Annotated in this window: 16 protein-coding genes; 8 read left to right on the forward strand and 8 right to left on the reverse strand. The window is 57.3% G+C overall.

Annotated elements, in window-relative coordinates; translation table 11 throughout:
* The 4 genes from ACQRC0_RS03860 to ACQRC0_RS03875 form a co-directional block, all read right to left on the reverse strand.
* Positions 1-1,794: N-acetylmuramoyl-L-alanine amidase (locus ACQRC0_RS03860; protein ID WP_427727889.1), on the reverse strand; the 1,794-nt coding region annotated here is incomplete at its 3' end.
* A gap of 239 nt (positions 1,795-2,033) precedes the next feature.
* On the reverse strand, positions 2,034-2,765 hold the full coding sequence (locus tag ACQRC0_RS03865; protein WP_427727891.1) for a hypothetical protein: 732 nt from the start codon (positions 2,763-2,765) through the stop codon (positions 2,034-2,036).
* 216 nt (positions 2,766-2,981) lie between these two features.
* The gene (locus ACQRC0_RS03870; protein ID WP_427727893.1) at positions 2,982-4,010 is read right to left on the reverse strand and encodes a glycosyltransferase family 2 protein; all 1,029 of its coding nucleotides are present in this window, start codon (positions 4,008-4,010) and stop codon (positions 2,982-2,984) included.
* 7 nt (positions 4,011-4,017) lie between these two features.
* Positions 4,018-5,121 carry a glycosyltransferase gene (locus ACQRC0_RS03875; protein WP_427727895.1) on the reverse strand — a complete coding sequence of 368 codons (1,104 nt, stop codon included), beginning with the start codon at positions 5,119-5,121 and terminating at the stop codon, positions 4,018-4,020.
* Between the two features lie 255 nt (positions 5,122-5,376).
* Between ACQRC0_RS03875 and ACQRC0_RS03880 the strand changes: the two genes are divergently transcribed.
* Positions 5,377-6,396: a glycosyltransferase gene (locus tag ACQRC0_RS03880; protein WP_427727898.1), complete on the forward strand. Its 1,020-nt coding sequence runs from the start codon at positions 5,377-5,379 to the stop codon at positions 6,394-6,396.
* An 11-nt stretch (positions 6,397-6,407) separates the two neighbouring features.
* On the opposite strand, the gene ACQRC0_RS03885 is transcribed toward ACQRC0_RS03880, so the two are convergent.
* The 3 genes from ACQRC0_RS03885 to ACQRC0_RS03895 all read right to left on the reverse strand — a co-directional run bounded on the left by ACQRC0_RS03885 (position 6,408) and on the right by ACQRC0_RS03895 (position 10,627).
* Positions 6,408-8,204, reverse strand: a complete 1,797-nt coding sequence (locus ACQRC0_RS03885; protein WP_427727900.1) for an AAA family ATPase — start codon at positions 8,202-8,204, stop codon at positions 6,408-6,410.
* Positions 8,205-8,407: 203 nt separating this feature from the next.
* Positions 8,408-10,057, reverse strand: a complete 1,650-nt coding sequence (locus ACQRC0_RS03890) for a hypothetical protein (RefSeq protein ID WP_427727903.1) — start codon at positions 10,055-10,057, stop codon at positions 8,408-8,410.
* Positions 10,058-10,195: 138 nt separating this feature from the next.
* On the reverse strand, positions 10,196-10,627 hold the full coding sequence (locus ACQRC0_RS03895) for an RrF2 family transcriptional regulator (RefSeq protein WP_154518293.1): 432 nt from the start codon (positions 10,625-10,627) through the stop codon (positions 10,196-10,198).
* Positions 10,628-10,850: 223 nt separating this feature from the next.
* On the opposite strand from ACQRC0_RS03895, the gene sufC reads away from it, so the two are divergent.
* The 5 genes from sufC to sufU are packed head-to-tail and all read left to right on the forward strand — an operon-like array spanning position 10,851 to position 16,204.
* Positions 10,851-11,651 (forward strand): Fe-S cluster assembly ATPase SufC, encoded by an 801-nt coding sequence (gene sufC, locus ACQRC0_RS03900; RefSeq protein ID WP_427727905.1) that lies wholly within the window; start codon positions 10,851-10,853, stop codon positions 11,649-11,651.
* 12 nt (positions 11,652-11,663) lie between these two features.
* Positions 11,664-13,076 (forward strand): Fe-S cluster assembly protein SufB, encoded by a 1,413-nt coding sequence (gene sufB, locus ACQRC0_RS03905; protein ID WP_022094821.1) that lies wholly within the window; start codon positions 11,664-11,666, stop codon positions 13,074-13,076.
* Positions 13,076-14,455 (forward strand): SufB/SufD family protein, encoded by a 1,380-nt coding sequence (locus ACQRC0_RS03910; RefSeq protein WP_427727907.1) that lies wholly within the window; start codon positions 13,076-13,078, stop codon positions 14,453-14,455. The genes sufB and ACQRC0_RS03910 overlap by 1 nt, the downstream gene beginning before the upstream one ends.
* Positions 14,452-15,777, forward strand: a complete 1,326-nt coding sequence (locus tag ACQRC0_RS03915) for an aminotransferase class V-fold PLP-dependent enzyme (RefSeq protein ID WP_427727910.1) — start codon at positions 14,452-14,454, stop codon at positions 15,775-15,777. Before ACQRC0_RS03910 ends, ACQRC0_RS03915 begins: the two co-directional genes overlap by 4 nt.
* Positions 15,770-16,204 carry a Fe-S cluster assembly sulfur transfer protein SufU gene (gene sufU / locus ACQRC0_RS03920; protein ID WP_427718807.1) on the forward strand — a complete coding sequence of 145 codons (435 nt, stop codon included), beginning with the start codon at positions 15,770-15,772 and terminating at the stop codon, positions 16,202-16,204. Before ACQRC0_RS03915 ends, sufU begins: the two co-directional genes overlap by 8 nt.
* 633 nt (positions 16,205-16,837) lie before the next feature.
* On the opposite strand, the gene ACQRC0_RS03925 is transcribed toward sufU, so the two are convergent.
* Positions 16,838-17,650 (reverse strand): transposase, encoded by an 813-nt coding sequence (locus tag ACQRC0_RS03925; RefSeq protein ID WP_427727913.1) that lies wholly within the window; start codon positions 17,648-17,650, stop codon positions 16,838-16,840.
* 403 nt (positions 17,651-18,053) lie between these two features.
* Between ACQRC0_RS03925 and ACQRC0_RS03930 the strand changes: the two genes are divergently transcribed.
* Positions 18,054-18,788 carry an iron-sulfur cluster assembly scaffold protein gene (locus ACQRC0_RS03930; RefSeq protein WP_006235554.1) on the forward strand — a complete coding sequence of 245 codons (735 nt, stop codon included), beginning with the start codon at positions 18,054-18,056 and terminating at the stop codon, positions 18,786-18,788.
* An 18-nt stretch (positions 18,789-18,806) separates the two neighbouring features.
* Complete coding sequence (locus tag ACQRC0_RS03935; protein WP_154518278.1) at positions 18,807-19,811, forward strand: GGGtGRT protein; 1,005 nt, start codon at positions 18,807-18,809, stop codon at positions 19,809-19,811.
* Positions 19,812-20,177 lie beyond the last annotated feature (366 nt).

The following is a 20,177-nucleotide window of genomic DNA, read 5'->3' on the forward strand; positions in this document are numbered from 1 at the left end:
TCCGCGGCGGCCCTCTGCCATTCCATACCTGACGAAGTGGCGCAAGGCCGCATTGTCATCAACCAAGATTACGCCCATGTCAGTTGTCTTAACAAAGGCCTTCTTGAGATCGCTGTAGTTTTCAAGGTAGAAGTTCAAATCATAAACAGGCGAATAATCGACGCCAGCAATAGTGACGACGGCGTCTTTTAGCGAAGTAGTTCCCGTGCCATGTCTTCCCTCGCCCTTGCCCCACTTCATGTAGTGGAAGTAGTACCTTGGCAGGTCCGTCCCGTACGCGAGCCTCAGGTCCTGGTACTCGTTGTAGTAGCTCTGGACGTCGAACGCCTCGTTGCCTCGGCGACCCTCCGCCATGCCATAGTTAATAAAATGTTGGAGGGCCTTGTCCTTATCGTTGTTGGCCCATTTAGCAACATCAGGATTATTCTTTAGGTAATAGTCAGCATCAAATACAGCGGAGTAATCCATCCAACTAGAACGCGGGAATTGAGCAATAATCGCATCGGCGTCCGCTTCCCCCAGACGCTTGCAGCCAGCATCGCTAAAGTATTTCCAAACGTCACCCGAGTTAGAAATAAAGCCATGCTCGATCAAGATGCCAGGGATCCCCTGCTCGCGAGCACAGCGAATAACGGCAAATTCGTCACCAACCGTCATCTGAAACACGCCACGATAGGTCAAGCCAAGCGCAGACAAATTATTCATTACTTTTTGGGCAAGCTCGACAGAGGCTTTCGTATAGCTCGTGCCATTGGCCGTAGGCGCGTAAACCTCAGCACCATGCGCCGCAGAACTACCAGAGTTAATGTGAAAGCTCACAAAAGCTTGTGCGCCCTGCTTTACGCATCGCTGAACGCGGTACAGATAATCGTTGCTGCCGTAAGATCCACTTTGCTCTCGAGACATCACAACCTTAAAACCGTATCGCTCAAGTTTGGCCTTGCAGGCAACAGCGATCTTCCAAGTTAGATCTGCCTCGCTCTTCCCATTACCTTGAGCGCCGGGATCAACGCCGCCATGACCAGGATCAAGAGCAATAACATACGCACCGTTCACAGCAGTATCGGTAAGAGAGAGAGATTGCACCCCATTTGAGGCGTTAAGCGCATCGCCAATCGTGGCAGCCTGAATCGCATCGCCAGAATCGTCTGAATAGTAGACAGACGAATTGACACTGCCTTCGACGAGGTCATCGTCCACAGTGGCATTCGCATCAATGTCGAACGCATATCCGCATTGCATCAAATCGACACTGTGCTCCGTGGCATCGCCTTGCAGATGATAGGAGATCGAAATCAAATCATATCCGCACTCAGCATAATCCTTACCGAACTGAAATGCGGCAGCATTACCACTGACGGCCGTCGCACCAACAGAAAGGGAATGCCCAGTCGTGGATTCCAATTCAAGAGTCGCATCGGTAAGTACATCGGAATCGTTAGGGGTAGCAAAAGCAATCACCTGGTCCACACCGACTGGAAGCTGCGGATAGGCGATATAGAGATACTGATACGAATCGGTTAAAACGTCGCCGTTCCCATCCGCCACAACGGAAGAGTCATTTTCTTCTGCGGCAAGATTGACAGAGTCGTCCTGATTCTTATTGGAGGGCGAGGAGGCGGGGTCGTTAGTCGAGTATGAATTGCTCTCAGAATCCGCGACTTCAGCAGTTGAATCCTGCTGAGCAGGCTCCCCATTGGTTGCATAAGCAGTAGCAAGCGACCCAATCAATGGATTAAGTCCAATAACTAACGCTGCAACGAATGTCGCAAGAAGTTGCAGATGACGTTTCATGCCAGCCCCCATCAAATACAAGTTCAAATGATGCGCGTAAATTATATTACAGGCGAAACCTAGGAAGCCGCTCACGCCAAGTTCCCATTCCATACTGGACATCGGAAGACCCTAAAGGTGCTGAAAGTATTCATCCATAAATCGGCATTAGCTATTCCTGCTAAAGGCTACCTCTGAAGTTAAGACGTGTCACTATCAATCGCACGCCAGACTATGTTTTATAACCAAGTAGTGCTTCTTCAACTACGGGAAACACGGACCCCGTGATCGAAAACAAACTTTTCAATCAAGGCCTTTCGATTTATGTCATTCTGATATCTCCACGGCCTTCTTAGAGAAGCAAGGATCTGCAAATCGTATCGAGATAGGCAAATTAAATGCTCAGCGGCAGTCTCTAGTCGATATTTGCCATCTTCCAATTCAAGGCGCCGTAGGGATCCAATTTCATCTTTAGCCATGCGAAATAAATCGCGGTCTAAAGCACCAGAACCCCAATCAACAGGAGCCAATTGCTCGATTTCCTTAGAAAGCCAATCCAGGTAGACAATATAATCATCCAATACTTCAGGACTCTTTTGAAGTAAATCGTGATTACAGCAAGGGCTATCGAGCAAAGAGCTATTAAACATTTCCAACTTATCAATAGAATCAAATGCCGTATAGTCAAATTGCGTTGCGAAATAACAGGACAGCAGATACCTGTGCTTTTCGAATAGCTGATATCTAGCCCGATTTAACAACTCCAGCTGCTGCGCCAGCACATGTCGTCTCCTTGCTTCCGCATCAAAAGACTCCTTGATAAACAATAAGGCAACGGAGCTTAAGACTATTGAAGCAATCTCAAACATAACCATGTGAATATCGATACAACCGAAGCTGACAAACCCAACAAGCGTCATTATTCCAACCGGCAAGAATGCGATAACTATTGGAATCCAGCTCAAAAATAGCTTGAATTCACGCTTCGCCAATCTCAGTACTCTTCTTCGCCAAAACCAAGAATTAAGAGCTCGACAGTAGCAATAATGCGGAAAACTCATTTCGTAAGTACCTGAGTCGATTGAATACAACATGTACGCGCTTTTCCAATCTTCTAGTTTACGAACACACCATTTATTAGCAATCGGACAAGAGCAAATTTCGCTCATGCCCTAATAAGGAATACTGGCATTAAAATATGACTAAACCTACACAAACCGCTCAACGCAAGCCCTCAGGCCACGGGTTGCCAGATACAGTCGTGCGGCATCAAGAATCGAAATCTTCGACTTGCTCGCCAGCTTACGCGCAGCATGACGAACGGCAGACTTCGAAGGCAGACCGGCCCAGTCTACTCCCACATGCCCTGCGAACTCATTCTTAACGCGAGCAACGACCGCGCCATAATCCTCCGCATCCAATCGCGCAAGGTCGAACACAAGCAAATCCAAAAACCACGTGACAAGCTCTCCGGGACACAGATCTAAAAGCCCTCGCCTGTCCCAGCGCCCTAGCACCTCATGAAGCACTAGCAAATGGGCATCGATCTTGTCCATGCGCTTGGCGCTAGCATTAAAAACATGCGTCAGCGACTTTTCCTGCATCACGTAGTGATACAGCTTCTCGGGCGCTAGGACCGTCTTGGCAGACAGCGGATAAGATTCAAACTGGAAAACAACGTCCTCGGCAAATCGTACATTCTCAGCGAATCTCAGCGATTCTCTCTCAATCAGCTCGCGAGAATAAGCCGCACGCCAGACATAGGGCTGCGCATTCGCAGAAAACAGCAGCGCTGGATCAAATGACTCAAACACGCACGCCTCAGGAGAAAGAAGCTGCTGGATGCGCTTAGAGGCCAGCTCAGCAGGCTCGCACTCAGCTCCAAACACAACGATCTCCGAATGCCCCTCGGCAAACGTACCAACCAAGAACTCGGCCAGATTAGGCTCGATGTAATCGTCCGAGTCAACGAAATCGATAATGGCGCCACGCGCAACATCCATGCCGGCATTACGGGCAGACGAAAGCCCACCGTTAGACTTCTCGACAACGCGCACGCGAGAATCCACTCGAGCATATTTATCAATAATCGCTGCGGAGCCATCCGGCGAACCATCGTTCACGACAATGATCTCAATATCCGGACAGGTCTGCCCCAAAAGGGAGTCAAGACAACGAGGCAGGAATTCCTGAGTGTTATAGACAGGAACAATAAAAGATACCTTCGGGTTTGCCATAACTCCCCTATTTCTTAATTGCATCCAGGACGAATGCCGCGACCACGCCCGGGCCACCGACACGCGCATAATGCTTCGCGCGACCCATCGCGCCCGCTCCAGCAAAGTCCGGAGACGCAGCCAGCCACTTTTGCGGATCGTCGACAATAGCCTTGAGATTCGCACGCTTCCACGGCTTTAGGTCACCGAGCTCAAACTCATGTGCCTCAAGCGCGCCGCGGAACTCCTGGGCCATACGGTCCAAAAACTCAGCGTAAAACTTGGGATTCAGGCGAATGTAGCTCCACATATACGAATCGTATTTAATGATATTTGCAAACCTAAGCAGCTTGGCAACGTCCTGCGAAGAGTGCGACTCGGCAAAATCCTCAACAATCCAGCGATGAATCTCGGCATACTCGTCGTTAACACAGTGAACTTTATTAGGCGAATTGACCGAAGACCCCTCGTTGTCCTGGCGATATGAAAGCACGGAATCATGCAGGTAAACCGCGGTATCGGCAAGAGCGAACACCTTAAAGGTAAACGAGGCGTCCTGAAACGCAGCGCCAGGCGTCGGCAAGAAACGAATGGCATTACGGTTCAAGAAGTCTCGACGATACACCGCAGACCAAATCGATGGCTTAAGCGAGAAGGCATCGACGGTATCACTCGGGTGTACCGGCTTGCGGCAGTCCTTAGCTTTAAAGAGCTCCATCAGCTCTCGGCGCTCCTCCGGCTTCGACCAATACAGGTCAAAATTCGCCTTTGCAAAATCGGCGTCAAAGCACTCGGCAGCTGCCACGAGCTTCTCCAGTGCATCGGGCGCCATAAAGTCATCGGACTCTAGAATGCCCACGTACTTACCACGCGCCATCTCCAGGCCGCGGTTCATCGAGTCGCCGTAGCCGCTGTTGGCCTTATCGATCATCTTCACACGCGCATCGCGCTCCATATACTCGCGGATAATCGCCGGCGAGTTGTCGGTCGACCCGTCGTTAATGCAGATGATCTCGATGTCCTCGAGCGTCTGCGCCAGGGCGGAATCGAGACACTCGCGCAGGTAGCGCTCAACGTTGTAAATGGGAATAAGCAGCGACAGAACAGGGCTGCCAGAGGAATTAGTAGACAAATGTGCTCCTTAGGAAATACCTGTCGATAATGGTATCAAAGGGCTGACGTGCCAACGAGCGTTTATATAATCTATGGAGCCTCTTACGGGCAAAGCAGCCCCACGCCACTCGTCGCGCACATATCAGGTTCCTGCGTTTTATTCAAACCTTGCCTACATGGCGCAGCGACCCTTTACAATAGGTGCCGTCCAGCGGACGCATTCGATAGCTTCCGCGCAGCGCTCACCCGCCGCGCGTGAAAGGATATATTCCCCATGACTTCTACCCTTCCCGCCCCCATCGACAAGCTCGCCATCGTCGTCGTCACGTACAAGCGCCAGGAACTTCTGGCCAACTTGTTCGACTCCATGACCGAGCTCACGGCCGCGCCGTGGCGTATCGTGATCGTCGACAACGAGAATTCGAGCGAGACCAAGGCCATGTGCGCCGCATTCAACGAGCGCCTCGCCAACATGTGGGGCATCGACGCAGATCAGCCCGACGCGCAGGGTGGCACCGACCGCGTCATCTACGCCCCGCAGCTCGAAAACGGCGGCGGTGCGGGCGGATTTTCCGCCGGCACCAAATGCGCCTACGATCTGGGCGCCCAGTGGTTTTGGGTGATGGACGACGACGTGCTCGTCATCCCGGAGGGCATCGAGCGCCTGGCCAAGTGGACGGACCGCTACGACGTCATCCAGGGTTCGCGCCTGGACTTTGACGGCGGCGCCTTCTTTTGGCAGTACCAGCTCATCCTTTCGCTTGGTATCCCCAACCCCATCGCTAAGTGGGACCTGGGCCCCGAGGGCTACCGCGCCATGAACCAGTTGTGCTTTGAGGGCGGCCTGTTCTCGCGCCGCGTAGTCGACAAGATCGGCCTGCCCGACGCTCGTTTCTTCATCTATGGCGATGACGCCTGTTACGGCTATGTCGCCAGCCAGCATTTCCCCGCTGCCGTAGTCGCCGATGTGGTGCTCAAGCGCGCCCGCGCCGTCTCCAACTGGGATATCGCCGGTAAGCGTCAGCTCAATTCCACCAGTGACACCAATCGCTACTACATCATGCGCAACCGCGGCTACTTGGCCCGCTACATGCAGATCTACGGTGATTACCACCCCATTTTGTTCCGTTTGGGCAATGTGGCGACCTTCTGCAAGGAGTTCATCCGCCTTGCCGCCGTCGACAAGTGCTTTAAGACCGGCATTCCGGCGCTGCGCCGTGGCATGAAGGATGCCCGCAAGATCGTACGCGACCCCAACTGGAAGCCCATGCCGCCCATGAAGGAAACCGAGTAAAGCCGGCCCTCCTATAACTTCTGACACGCGACGGCAACTCGTTGTCCATCAAAGCCAAACCCCCAGCGCATGCGGCCCACGGCAGGACGTGGCACGCGAATGTCGTCGAGACCGCTCCGCTCGATATCGAGCAATGCCTGTACCGACAGAAGCTCTAGGCCCAACGCATCGACATCGGGGTCGTACAGCATGCTGACCGAGATCAGCGGGCGGCTATCCAATATGCCAAGTGTATCCACCGCATCAAAGGTATTGACGGTCGGAAACACCTGGAAACCCCCAAACTCCAAACCGTGCGCTCGTTTTGTAGCAGGGTCGGCATACCCAGGCAACCCAAAACAAAGACCCTGTAGTGCCAAACGAAAAGCTAGCAGCAAATCCGACACGTCTCCATCGACGCCCAAGTCATTAATAATTACGCCCAAAGCTCGCCTAACCGCACGCTCGTCTCCGCGGCAAAGACCCTCTTGGAAATCATCGATAGCCTCGGCACTCTCAACAGCGCACTCGAACCATTCGATAATCACAAGACGCAACGCATGCCGGAGCTCGTTATTGGGAAGGCGCAGGGCGCGGGGCAGACTGCCGTCCGCCTGGCGATCAGTCGCATCTGTCGTCAAGAGTCCACTCAAATACAAATCGGTCCAAATACCTTCCGCTGTCCCGGCATCAGGCTTCACGGCGTCTATGCACAGCGGCGCCTCAACACAGCCATACGGATTAAGCAAATCAAACATTGCCGCAAGCCATCTCAAATCCCAGGCGCCCACAGTCTCGTTCAGACAATCGGCATAGCAACATACATCAAAGCGCGTTGGCAGCAGGCAGCCCCGAGCCAAGAACTCAACCACACGCGTCGGGTTCGAACAATAGAACCCGCCAAACCGGTAGCCTTCGAACCATTCACGCGCGCAATCCAGTCTGTCGCTCTGGCCAGTGTAATCTAGCAGTGCCCTGTTTTCGGCATCCGAAAAACCAAACCAGCGATCGCACCAGCTCGACAAGGGCAAAGCCAAACAATACGGGCAGTTGCGATGCGCAAGTGCCGCCTGTGCGGGGCCGGGTCGCTCCCCCATCAAGCAAACCAGCCGCAAAGAATCGACCGAGGAGACAATGCCGTCAAAGAGCAAGCGGTCAAGCAACTCGACAAAGCACGAGCCATAGGCGCCCTTCGCCTGCATATGATTCGAGAATGCCGCGTCATACCCATCAACCAGCAGCACAACCTGTTCATCACATGCCATACGGAGGAGCTCGATTAACACGCCAAGAGCCGAATCGATTTCATCAGAACCGGCAACACCGCGCGCTACGCGCTCGATATGGCGCACGTCGCTGCGCGCTAAATCGGGAACGTCCAGCAGCGGCAACAGACGAGCGCACTCACGAGCGACGACATCGCGCATGGCGGCCTCGGCATCGGCGCCTCGATAGGAGGAAGTAGAAAAATCCAAAGCAATGATCGGGTAGCGTGCATACTCATCACGATAGATGCCATCTTCTGCGTCCCATATTTGGCTACCGATGAAGAGATTGACGTTAGACGAGCCGGGCACAGGACGCTCCAGATAACATTTGAGCATGGAGAGGTTCATACTCTTGCCAAAACCATGAGGCCGACAACAGAGCGCCACAGTCGATTCGCAATCTAAGATATCGGCAATAAACATGGTCTTATCAACTAAAACACAATGATCGGCGGCGTCGGCAAAATCATGAATATCAATCGGCAGAACAGCATTTCCGACGGGATTGAGCAACTTCACGCCAAAGGTGTTATCAATATCATACATTGCCTGTTCAGACACCGTTTTATCTCCCCTTTTAGAACAACGATGCCATTTTAGCGACCATCTTGATAACAATTTTATTGTTCAACAAATGATTCGGGTAACGGTAGAAATGACTCCATAAGGGGGGGCATAACAAAACGATTCGCAACAAATAGGGGTCCGGTGCTATCGCATCGGGCCCCTATTTCAATCCCTAAGGCAAAACACTCGCTGAGAGCCTACTTTTGGGCGTCTTTCTCCGCAGCGTCTTTGTTTTGCTGGTCAAGTTTATGCTTACCGCTCACAATAGACGTAGCGCCCAATGTGGCCAAGCTCGCGCTGGCAAGGCTCGCCATCAAAATCAAGTCACCCGTCTTGGGCATGCTGCCCTTAGAGGACTCAGTCGTCGTGGCTGAGGCAGTCACAACCTTGGTCTTACCCTGGTTCTGGTCGGCGGCATCATCAACCAGGCCCTTGGACCCATTGTCGTCCGTGTGCTTGCCATCCTTATCAACGCGGGGATCCTTCGATTCCGCACCGTCTGATTCCGCGCCCTTGTCGGAATCAGACCCCTTAGAACCCTCGTCCTTCGAATCGCCCTTAGCATCCTCGGTCTTTTCCGTAGCGCCCTGGTCGGAGCCATCCTTCTTGGAAGACGAGCTGCTGTTGATGTCAACCATCAGCGAGGAGCCAAACATGGAGCCAAGTTGTTCGCTCGCAGAGGGTTTGCCATTCGTCGACGAGTCGCTCGAACCGGCAGTCGATCCACCGGCGGAAGAACCAGACCCTGCCGCAGCATCTGCGGAATTCGAAGGCGAGGCAGACCCCGCGCTGCCCGCCGAACCGACATCGCCATTTCCGTCGCTTGCTCCGGCATCGTATGAAGGAGCATCGACGGTATCCTCGTCAGCACCATTGGTATCGGCACTAGGCCCAGAGGGAGCAACGGGAGCGGCGGGCGCCTGGCTAGGCGCTGGAGTCACGGGCTTGGGCTCAGGCTCGGGTTCAGGCTCGACCGGCGGCGTCGCCGCGGCCTCGTCCTCGGTAATATAGACCAGGCAATCCTTAAGCTCGTTCTTGTAACGGTTCTTCCAGCCCTCGTGATATTGCGGCTGGCTCGAGTACTTACGGGCAACGTTATTGACCACGCTGCTGGAAAGCGCCGTCACAAATTCACGGTCGGTCATATCGTTTGTAAGATTTGCCCAGCGGAAAAAGTCCTGGCAGCCATAGGTGCCGCACATGTTGGTGATGCTCCACACCATACCCTTGACGCAATCGGCGCGGCCAGAGATATCAATACCAAGCGCGCTCTTGAGCCAGGCCTCGGTCACCGCGTAATAGGAGTTGTATGCATATGAATCTTGCAGCGCCGAGAACTCAGCCGGGTCGGCGTTATAGGCGCCCTGGAAGGCCTCCTGTGCAATGCGGCCCAGCTCCGTCAGCTGACCGTTCGAATGCATGGGGTTGCTTGCGTTGGAGATATCGCCTCCGCGGTCAATTGCAGACTTAAGCATGCCGTACTTGGCAGGATTGTAGTTATAGACCTGCTTCATAAACGGGACGAGCGACCAGCGTCGGTCAAACTGGTAGTAACCGAGAGCGTTGTAACCATCGCCGTACGAAAAGCCCTGGTTATAGTTGCCGTGGCTCTCATACTTGGTAAAGTACTTCATCTCGCTGGTCACATTGACAAACGAGACGCCTTGGACCGACCTCAGCACGCCCGAGAAAGACTGCTGGGTATAAAGACCCTTATCGATATCGGTGGCATCCGAGGCAACGCCCGGCGTGGGCTCATCCGCAGCAGCGGGCGCGGGCGCGGCAACGGCGCCAAACGAAAGAGCCAGCGTCAATCCGGCAACAATCGCAGAATGCTTGGGCTGCATAAGATCCTCCTTGCATTGGTGTAGTTAAAGTGCAGTTTGCAAAGATAGATTTAAGTATCGCAGCAAGACCGATGTCGTACAACAACAACTCGACAAACGGTAACGCCCTCCGCGAAATCTTGAGGAATTGCGCTCGAGTTACAGCTTGATATCGAAGTTAATCTCGGGCACGGCCGCCAAGTCGGCCAACGTCACGCCGTCGACGTACTTTTCAATCACGTCGTCCAGACCGCGCCAGAACTTCACAGTAGAGCACAGATCGCTGCGAGTGCAGTTGTTATCGATGCCATCGCATGCGACGGGCGCCGTGCTGCCCTCGACAGCACGCAATATATCGCCGGCTCGCACCTCGGCCGGGTCCACGGCCATCATGTAGCCGCCGCCTTTACCGCGCACACTCTTGAGCAGGCCCGCCTTCATAAGCGGACGGACCAGCTGCTCCAAATACTTTTGCGAAATATGCTCACGGTCGGCAATCTCGCGCAGGGCGATTTTGCCCTCGGCGTCACCGAGCGCCGCGATATAAATCATCAAACGGAGGGCATAGCGGCCCTTAGAAGAAATGAGCATACCTACCCTCCCGGTGCGCTTGAGAAAAAATCATCAGCAGAGTTTGCCCCAGATGCCAAGCGTGTGGGACAGACGATCCCGACTATTATGTCCCACATCTGAAAAGTCGAGTGGATTAGTCGGGTTTTCCCTTGACTAACGCCGAACCCATAGTAACTTTATTCCGAGAAGATTCCTAGGGTTTAGTACACCTATGAGTACACCATAAACAGAGAGGGACAGCATGAGCGCAAATCCGCTGCTTTCCATCGAAGGTCTGACCGCCTCCGTGGACGAGAAGACCATCCTCCACAACGTCAACCTCAACGTCGCCGCCGGCGAGACCCATGTGCTGATGGGACCCAACGGCGCCGGCAAGTCCACCCTCGGCCACCTGGTCATGGGCGATCCCGTCTATACCGTGCAGAACGGGCGCATCGTCTTTGACGGCCAGGACATCACCGAGCTCACCACCGACAAGCGTTCGCGCGCCGGCCTGTTCCTGAGCTTCCAGGCTCCGGTCGAGATCCCGGGCGTGCCGCTGTCGAGCTTTTTGCGCGCCAGCATCGCCGGCCGCCCCGGCCTGGAGATGAAGGGCAAGGAATTCCGCCGTCGCGTCAAGGAGCTCGCGGCCGATCTCAACATGGATACCGCTTACCTCAACCGCGAACTGGGCGTAGGCTTCTCGGGCGGCGAGAAAAAGAAGGTCGAGATGCTCCAGCTTCTGCTGCTGCAGCCCAAACTCGCCATCCTGGACGAGACCGACTCCGGCCTGGACGTCGACGCCCTGTCCACCGTCAGCCACGGCATGGACGCCTACCGCAAGAGCTGCAACGGCTCCATGCTCATCATCACGCACAACACACGCATCCTGGAGCACCTGGATGTCGACCGCGTCCACGTTATGGTCAAGGGCCACATCGTGCGCGAGGACGACGCCTCGCTGATCTCCTGGATCGACAAGAACGGCTTTGAGACCTTCGAGCGCGAGGCCGCCGAGCAGCGCGCCCAGGCCGAGGCCGCCGCTGCCGAGCAGCAGGCGTAAAGGGGCGACGCAATGACCAAGAACCGCACCGAGGTCGCGGACATCGACCGCAGCCTCTACGACTTTACCTATGGCGAGGAGGGATTCGAGCGCCTCGACGCCGGCATCACGCCTGACATCGTGCGCGAGATCAGCGCCAAAAAGGACGAGCCGCAGTGGATGCTCGACCTGCGCCTCAAGTCCCTCGAGATTTTCAACCGTTTTCCCGACCCGACGTGGGGCCCCTCCATCGAGGGCCTGGACATGGACAACATCGTCACCTACGTCAAGCCCAACACCGACCAAAAGCACGACTGGGAGTCGGTGCCCGACGACATCAAGAACACCTTTGAGCGCCTGGGCATCCCCGAGGCCGAGCGCAGCTACCTGGCGGGCGTCGGCGCGCAGTACGACTCCGAGCTCGTCTACCACAACATGCAGGACACCGCGTCCAAGATGGGCATCGTCTACTCCGGCATCGAGGAGGCTCTGCACGACCCGCAGTGGGAACCGCTCATCCACGAGAAGTTTATGACGCTCATCCCGCCCACCGACCACAAGTTTGCGGCCCTGCACGGCGCCGTGTGGTCGGGCGGCTCGTTTGTCTACGTGCCCAAGGGCACCAAGCTCGATTTTCCGCTGCAGAGTTACTTCCGCCTCAACGCCAAGGGCGCCGGCCAGTTTGAGCACACGCTCATCATCGTCGAGGACGACGCCGACCTGCACTTTATCGAGGGCTGCTCCGCGCCCAAGTACAACGTGGCCAACCTCCACGCCGGTGCTGTGGAGCTCTTTGTGGGCAAGCGCGCGCACCTGCGCTATTCGACCATCGAGAACTGGTCCAAGAACATGTACAACCTCAACACCAAGCGTGCGCGCGTGGATGAGGACGGCGACATCGAGTGGATCAGCGGTTCCTTCGGCAGCCATGTGGGCTACCTCTACCCCATGAGCGTGCTCAACGGCCGCCGCGCCCGCTCGAGCTTTACCGGCATCACCTTTGCCGGCGCCGGCCAGAACCTCGATACCGGCTGCAAAGTCGTACTCAACGCGCCCGAGACCTCGGCGACCGTCGAGACCAAGGGCATCTCCAAGAGCGGTGGCATCCAGACCTTCCGCAGCTCCATCGTGGCCACGCCCAAGGCCGAGGGCTCCAAGGCAACCGTGAGCTGTCAGTCGCTCATGCTCGACGACCAGAGCCGCTCCGATACCATCCCCGCCATGGACATCCGCGCCAAGAACGTCGACATCGGCCACGAGGCCACCATCGGCCGCATTGGCGACGACAAGGTGTTCTATCTGATGAGCCGCGGCATCTCGGAGGAAGAGGCCCGCACCATGATCGTCAACGGCTTTGCCAACCCGGTCTCCAAGGAGCTGCCGCTGGAGTACGCCGTCGAGATGAACAACCTGATCAAGCTCGAGATGGAAGGAGCGATCGGATAATGAATCAGACCACGAACACGCCGAACGCATTTACGTCATCCGAGCTTCTGCAGTGCGACGTATCGGGAGCGACGAGCCCGACGACGCGTACTAAAGGTACGCGAGGAGGGTCGGAGCCCCGAGACGGCGTGCTGCAGGAGATCGGGGGCGTCAACGCGATGCCGGCCGCCACATGGGGCTGGCTCAAGATGAACCAGACTAAGCTCGAGCTTTCGGACGAACTTGCTGCCGCTCCTGCCGAGGCCGTTGAGGTCGAGGGCCTGGACGAGCAGATCCATGGCACGGCCGAAGCCTTCGACGCCGCCATGGACGCCATGGCCGAGCGCTTCCCCGAGCGCCGCGCCTCAGCCCCCGGCGACGCCGCCGACCGCGCCCGCATCACACCCGAGACCGAGCTCGACGTGCCTGCCACCTCCGTCTACCAGGCCGGTGCCATCAAGCTCGAGGAGGAGCTCTCCCCTGCCGAGGCCTTCGAGACCGGCATGGGCGAGGCCGCCTACGCCTACCTGGCCGGCCACGCCACCAAGCGTATCGTCATCGACGTGCCCGCCTACGGCCGTGCCACGGTTACCGTGCGCGTGAGCGGCGTCGACGCCGCGGCTGCGATTGCCGCCATCGATGTCGTCGCCCGCCCGCAGGCAACGCTCGACCTGCAGATCGCCCTGGACTCCCCCGTTGCCGGCGAGGGCGTCGTAGGCTCCGTGCTGCGCGTGTGTGCTCACGAGTACGCCACCGTCAACGTTGCCTGTACGCAGACGCTCGACGACAGCTGGATCGCGCTCGACGACACCGGCCTGTTCCTGGACGATGGCGCGCGCGTCAACGTGCAGCACACCGTACTGGGTGCTGGCGCCAGCGCCACCGGCCTTGCCGGCGACCTGCTGGGCGATACCGCCAAGGTTACGATCGATACCGATTACCTGGGCGCCCGCCAGCAGGTGCGCGACTTTAACTACGAGCTTCGTCACCGCGGCCGCAAGACCGAGTGCGAAATCGATGCCAACGGCGTGCTGACCGGCACGTCCAAGAAGGTCTACCGCGGCACCATCGATCTCGTGCACGGCTGCAAGGGTGCCGTCGGCACCGAGCGCGAGACGGTGCTCTTGGCCAACAAGGGCGTCGACAACAAGACCGTTCCCGTCATCCTCTGCGACGAGGACGACGTTGCCGGCAACCATGGCGCCACCATCGGCCACGTCCGCGACGAGCAGCTGTTCTACCTCGCCTGCCGCGGCCTTGACCAAAATGCCGCCGAGGACCTGTTCATCCGTGCCAAGCTGGAGGACGCCGCACTTTCCGCCGCCGACGAGCGCATCCGCGCCGCCGTCGTCCGCTTGGGCAACAACCTGATCGATAACTTTGAGGAGGAGCTCGCATGATCGACACCGAGCACGTTAAATGCGATACCTGTACTGCCCCCGAGCCCATGGAATTCGACGCCAGCGACGAGGCCTCGCGCGGCTGGCCTATCGTCGACATCGAGACCAACCCCTACAAGGCGCAGTTCCCGCTGTTCCAGCAGCACCCCGAGATCGCCTTCCTCGATAGCGCCGCCACCGCGCAGCGCCCCGCCTGCGTGCTCGACGCCGAGCGTGACTTCTACCAGCGTATGAACGCCAACCCCCTGCGCGGCCTGTACTCGCTGTCCGTCGAGGCCACCGAGGCCATCGCGAAGGTGCGCCAGCAGATCGCCGATCTCATCGGCGCCTCCCAGGCCAACGAGATCGTCTTCACCCGCAACACGAGCGAGTCGCTCAACCTGGTAGCCAAGAGCTTTGCGCCCACGGTGCTCGAGCCCGGTGACGAGGTCGTCATCACTATCATGGAGCACCACTCCAACCTGATTCCGTGGCAGCAGGTCTGCCGCGAGACCGGCGCCAAGCTCGTCTACCTCTACCCCACCAAGACCGGTCAGCTCACGACCGAGGAAGTGCTTGCCAAGGTTGGCCCCAAGACCAAGATTCTGGCCGTGGGTCAGATCTCTAATGTGCTGGGCGTCGAGAACCCGGTCAAGAATCTCGGCAAGCTCGTGCACAAGTACGGCGGCTATCTGGTCGTCGACGGCGCGCAGTCGCTGCCGCACATGCCGGTCGATGTGGCCGATCTGGGAGCCGACTTCTTTGCCTTTAGCGCGCACAAGGCCATGGGCCCCATGGGCATCGGCGTGCTGTGGGGCAAGATGGATCTGCTCAACGCCATGCCGCCCATGCTTACCGGTGGCGAGATGATCGATTCGGTCACCGAGCAGGACGCCGTCTGGGCTCCCGTCCCCGAGAAGTTCGAGGCCGGCACGCAGGACGCCGCCGGCATCTTCGCCACGGGCGTGGCGCTCGATTACCTCGTCAACACAGTGGGCTACGAAAACATCCAGGCCCGCGAGCAGGCGCTTGTCCACTACCTGATGGGCGAGCTCATGCAGCTCGACTTTGTCCAGATCATCGGCTCCATCTATTGGGACAACCACCACGGAGTCGTGAGCTTTAACGTCAAGGGCATCCACCCTCACGACGTCGCGAGCATCATGGACATGGACGGCGTCTGCATCCGTGCCGGTCACCACTGCGCGCAGCCGCTGCTCACCTGGCTGGGGGTCGAAAACCTTGCCTGCTGCCGCGCCAGCGTGGCCTTCTACAACGACAAGGCCGATATCGATAAGTTCATCGCCGGCCTGTATCACGTTTGGAGCACGTTCAATGGGTAATCTGTACACCTCCACCACGTTTATGGAGCACAACTCGCACCCCGATTACAAGTACGAGATGGATGCCCCCACGCACGAGCACGACGGCATCAACCCCAGCTGCGGCGATGAGCTCACCCTGCAGCTGCGTGTCGAGAACGATGTAATCGAGGAGGCGTCCTTTACCGGTCACGGCTGCGCCATCAGCCAAGCCAGCGCCGACATCATGGCCGACCTCATCACGGGCGAAACGGTCGAGGAGGCTCGTCGTCTGGCAGGGCTTTTCCTCGCCATGATCCGTGGCGAGGAGCTCTCCGAGGAAGACTTGGAAGACTTGGACGAGGCCGCCCAGCTCCAGGACATCTCGCACATGCCCGCCCGCGTCAAATGCGCCGAGCTCGCCTGGCGAACTCTCGACGGCATGCTCGAGGGTCAGGCTAACCAGTAACGGATGCCCCGAATCCAAGGTTTTTGATTGCCGAGCCGCCCGATACGGGCGGCTCGGCTTTTTCATAACGAGCGCACGCGCAGCCACGCTTCCGGCGCCCAATCTGTCATTTATCGCACAGCCAACCGCAAGCACGAGCGTTTTTCACAGTACCAAAGGCTTGCCACAGGGCCACGGGGCACGCCGAGCAAAGCGCCAGGCACCGTCCTACTAGGCTCCGGCTCGCCTCCTGCCTGCCGCAGACGGGTCCCATAGGGTGCGGCGTGCATTTTTGCGAGTATTCAGCACGCCAAGCTATGTGTATACAAATCACGAGCATAGATTAGCGCCTTCGGGCGCGTATATATTGCGTTTTAGAACAGGCATTACGGTCTACGGGGACGCAAACGCGTGCTTCGGGGCGTATTGGCAGACAAATAATTGTCTCGGGGCCCGCAAGTTGCAAGGTTATAGCAGTTCCGACAGCACTACGATGCTGAAAACTCCGCTTTTTGCACGGCGTGGACGGGGGTAGGCACGGGCAAAACCGGACTGAGCTATTGTTTTATGCAAGACGGCAATCATTCTATGCATATTTAGAAGTGTAGTTAACGTCCAAGCATTTAGAATGATGGTCCCAGTGGGCAGACAGCCCTATCCCAGGCTGTCATCAGTCCGCACCGCCGTTCGAGCACGGGCGCGCACAATACGAGAAGCGGTACTTTTGCTTATCCCCGTATACCGCTCAATCTGGCGCACCGTAAAACCAGCATCGTGCAAGCCAAGAATAACGATATTGCGCTGCGCCGGCGGCGCCGCTTTAACCCTCTGGAGCGCAACCCCGCATCCCTTCGCCAACTCATCGGCAAAGGCGCGCCGCTCCAACTCCATCTCTACCAAATCGCGCATCGCCGGATCGCCGCCGTCGGGCGTCGAAAGCGAATAGGCAATAAAGGCCTTAGCCGAACCAAAAAGCTCAAGCATGCAAGAAGGATCGGAAAATCCCCTCCTAGCATCTGCCTCGTCACCGTCGTAAACGCGCAGATGCTCCGCAAAGCTGCTCCAGGGATAACGCTCAATTAGGTTGATGCCCGCATCCTGCGGATCGGCGTGAACGGAGCGAACAGCCTCCATCACCTGCCGGTCGGTATCGAGCGAACGGCGCTCAAAACGTTCCCGGAACAGGCAGCCCGATCGCCCGGTACGCTTATTGAACCGACGAGCATACGTCAACAGCAACCGTTGCATGGCTGCACTCATATTGTCCTCATAATCCAGAAGTACCAGATCCACATGGTCGCCCATGAGGCACCACGCCACAATCGTTACCTGGGCATCGCGGCAGCAGTCGCGCATCAGCTCCAAAAACTCCCACCGGTCCTCGTCGCTCTCAAAGATCCGCTGACTGCCCATACCGCGGGCACAGACATGGTAAAAACCGGTGATCGTTTTCCAAACGCGCTGCATAGTGCTCCCTTCGCTGGGACCTGCATACCATCCAATACATCACGATTGAAACGTGCCATCAAAACATTCACGCAAAATGGCACCCGTCGACGGTAAAAGGCGGCAAACCAACGGCGAATGGCATCATAACCACAGGCTAGACACCGCAACAGGGGCAAGAACTAACCAAATACTTGACCAAAGCTGACCCCCTAAAACGTAACGCATAACCGCAAACCACCTTGTTAAATCGTTTCAATTGAAAGTTCCGCGTTTCTCGCTACGAAAACTGCGCCGTTCGCCGAATATTCCGTGCATTTCGCGGTATTATAGGGGCTGCATGTCATGTCCCTTTCGAAGGGTCGCCCGGCAATCACCAGCCACGACCTCCAGACGGGACGCCAACACGATAGAGAGGAGAGGCATGCAGTACTCACAGGAAGTGGAGAACATGTGCCCCGTTGCCAAGGGTGCATACCACGGCCCCGCACCCATCCCCGAGGAGGGCAAGTGGGTCCAGGCTAAGGAGATTTCCGACATCTCCGGTCTTACGCACGGTGTGGGTTGGTGCGCACCTCAGCAGGGCGCCTGCAAGCTCACGCTGAACGTCAAGGACGGCATCATCGAGGAGGCCCTCGTTGAGACCATCGGCTGCTCGGGCATGACCCACTCTGCTGCCATGGCTTCCGAGATCCTTCCCGGCAAGACCATCCTCGAGGCCCTCAACACCGACCTCGTCTGCGACGCCATCAACGTTGCTATGCGCGAGATCTTCCTGCAGATCGTTTACGGCCGCAGCCAGACCGCGTTCTCCGAGGGCGGCCTGCCCGTGGGCGCCTCCCTCGACGACCTCGGCAAGGGCCTTCGCTCTCAGGTCGGCACCATGTTCGGCACCAAGGCCAAGGGCGCTCGTTACCTCGAGCTCGCTCAGGGCTACGTCACCCGCATGGCTCTCAACGACAAGAACGAGATCATCGCGTTCGAGTTCCTGAACCTCGGCAAGTTCACCGACGCCGTCAAGGCCGGCAAGACCCCCGAGGAGGCCATCGCTGGCGCCATGGGCCACTATGGTCAGTGGGAGAACGCTGCCAAGTACATCGACCCGCGCACCGACGAGGAGACTCACTCCGTCGCCAGCGTGTTCCCGGTTCACGAGTAGAAAGGGAGGGAAATAACTATGACTGTTACGTTCGAAGGTTACGAGCGCCGCGCTGACAAGATCAACAAGTGCCTCGCCGACAACGGCATCGCCTCCCTCGAGGAAGCTCTGCAGATCTGCACCGACAAGGGCTTCAACCCGCGTGAGATCGTCAACAACACCCAGTCCATCGCCTTCCAGAACGCCGAGTGGGCCTACACCCTCGGCTGCGCTCTCGCTGTCAAGCGTGGCGCCAAGAACGCTTCTGAGGCTGCCGCCATCATCGGCGAGGGCATCCAGGCCTTCACCGTTCCCGGCTCCGTCGCCGAGGACCGCAAGGTCGGTCTGGGCCACGGCAACCTGGGCGCTATGCTGCTCTCCGACGACACCGAGTGCTTCGCCTTCCTGGCCGGCCACGAGTCCTTCGCTGCCGCTGAGGGCGCTATCGGCCTGGCTCTGAACGCCAACAAGGCTCGTAAGAAGCCGCTGCGCGTTATCCTCAACGGTCTGGGCAAGGACGCCGCCCAGATCATCGCCCGCATCAACGGCTTCACCTATGTGAAGACCCAGTTCGACTACTACACGGGCGAGCTCAAGGTCGTCGAGACCATCCCCTACTCCGATGGTCCCCGTGCTGCCGTTAACTGCTACGGCTCCGACGACGTCCGCGAGGGCGTTGCCATCATGTGGCACGAGAACGTCGACATCTCGATCACCGGCAACTCCACCAACCCCACGCGCTTCCAGCACCCCGTCGCTGGCACCTACAAGAAGGAGCGCATCGAGGCTGGCAAGAAGTACTTCTCCGTCGCCTCTGGTGGCGGCACTGGCCGTACCCTGCACCCGGACAACATGGGCGCCGGCCCTGCCTCTTACGGCATGACCGACACCATGGGCCGTATGCACTCCGACGCCCAGTTCGCCGGTTCTTCCTCCGTGCCTGCGCACGTCGACATGATGGGTCTCATCGGCATGGGCAACAACCCCATGGTCGGTGCCACCGTCGCCTGCGCTGTCGCCGTCGAGGAGGCCCTCAAGGCCTAATCGCGCCCGCGCGATGCTCATATAGTTGAGCCTTGGAGCCGCTATCCACCCGGATAGCGGCTCTTTTTTATTCCAAAACAGCCAATCGCTTTGGATTGCTCCACGAAAACGGCCCATCTACTACGTTTAACCCGCGCAGGTCGACCATAGCTGGGTTTTTTGAAAATCAATAAGCCGTCTACCTGCGGTTTTAATTTTGTAATTCTCGGTATGGTTGAGGGTGACCGCTCAGACGTAGTAGATAGGCCCATTTCGTGGCGAGCGGATCGACCCGAGGCGCAGGACAGCTCGTAAAGCCCCGTCTCAAATTGACTACTCCAAAATAGATGTCCGATATATCAGTTGCAGCGAAATACGAGATGCCCG

It is taken from the genome of Collinsella sp. SGI.033 (genome assembly GCF_050315135.1).
GTDB lineage: Bacteria > Actinomycetota > Coriobacteriia > Coriobacteriales > Coriobacteriaceae > Collinsella.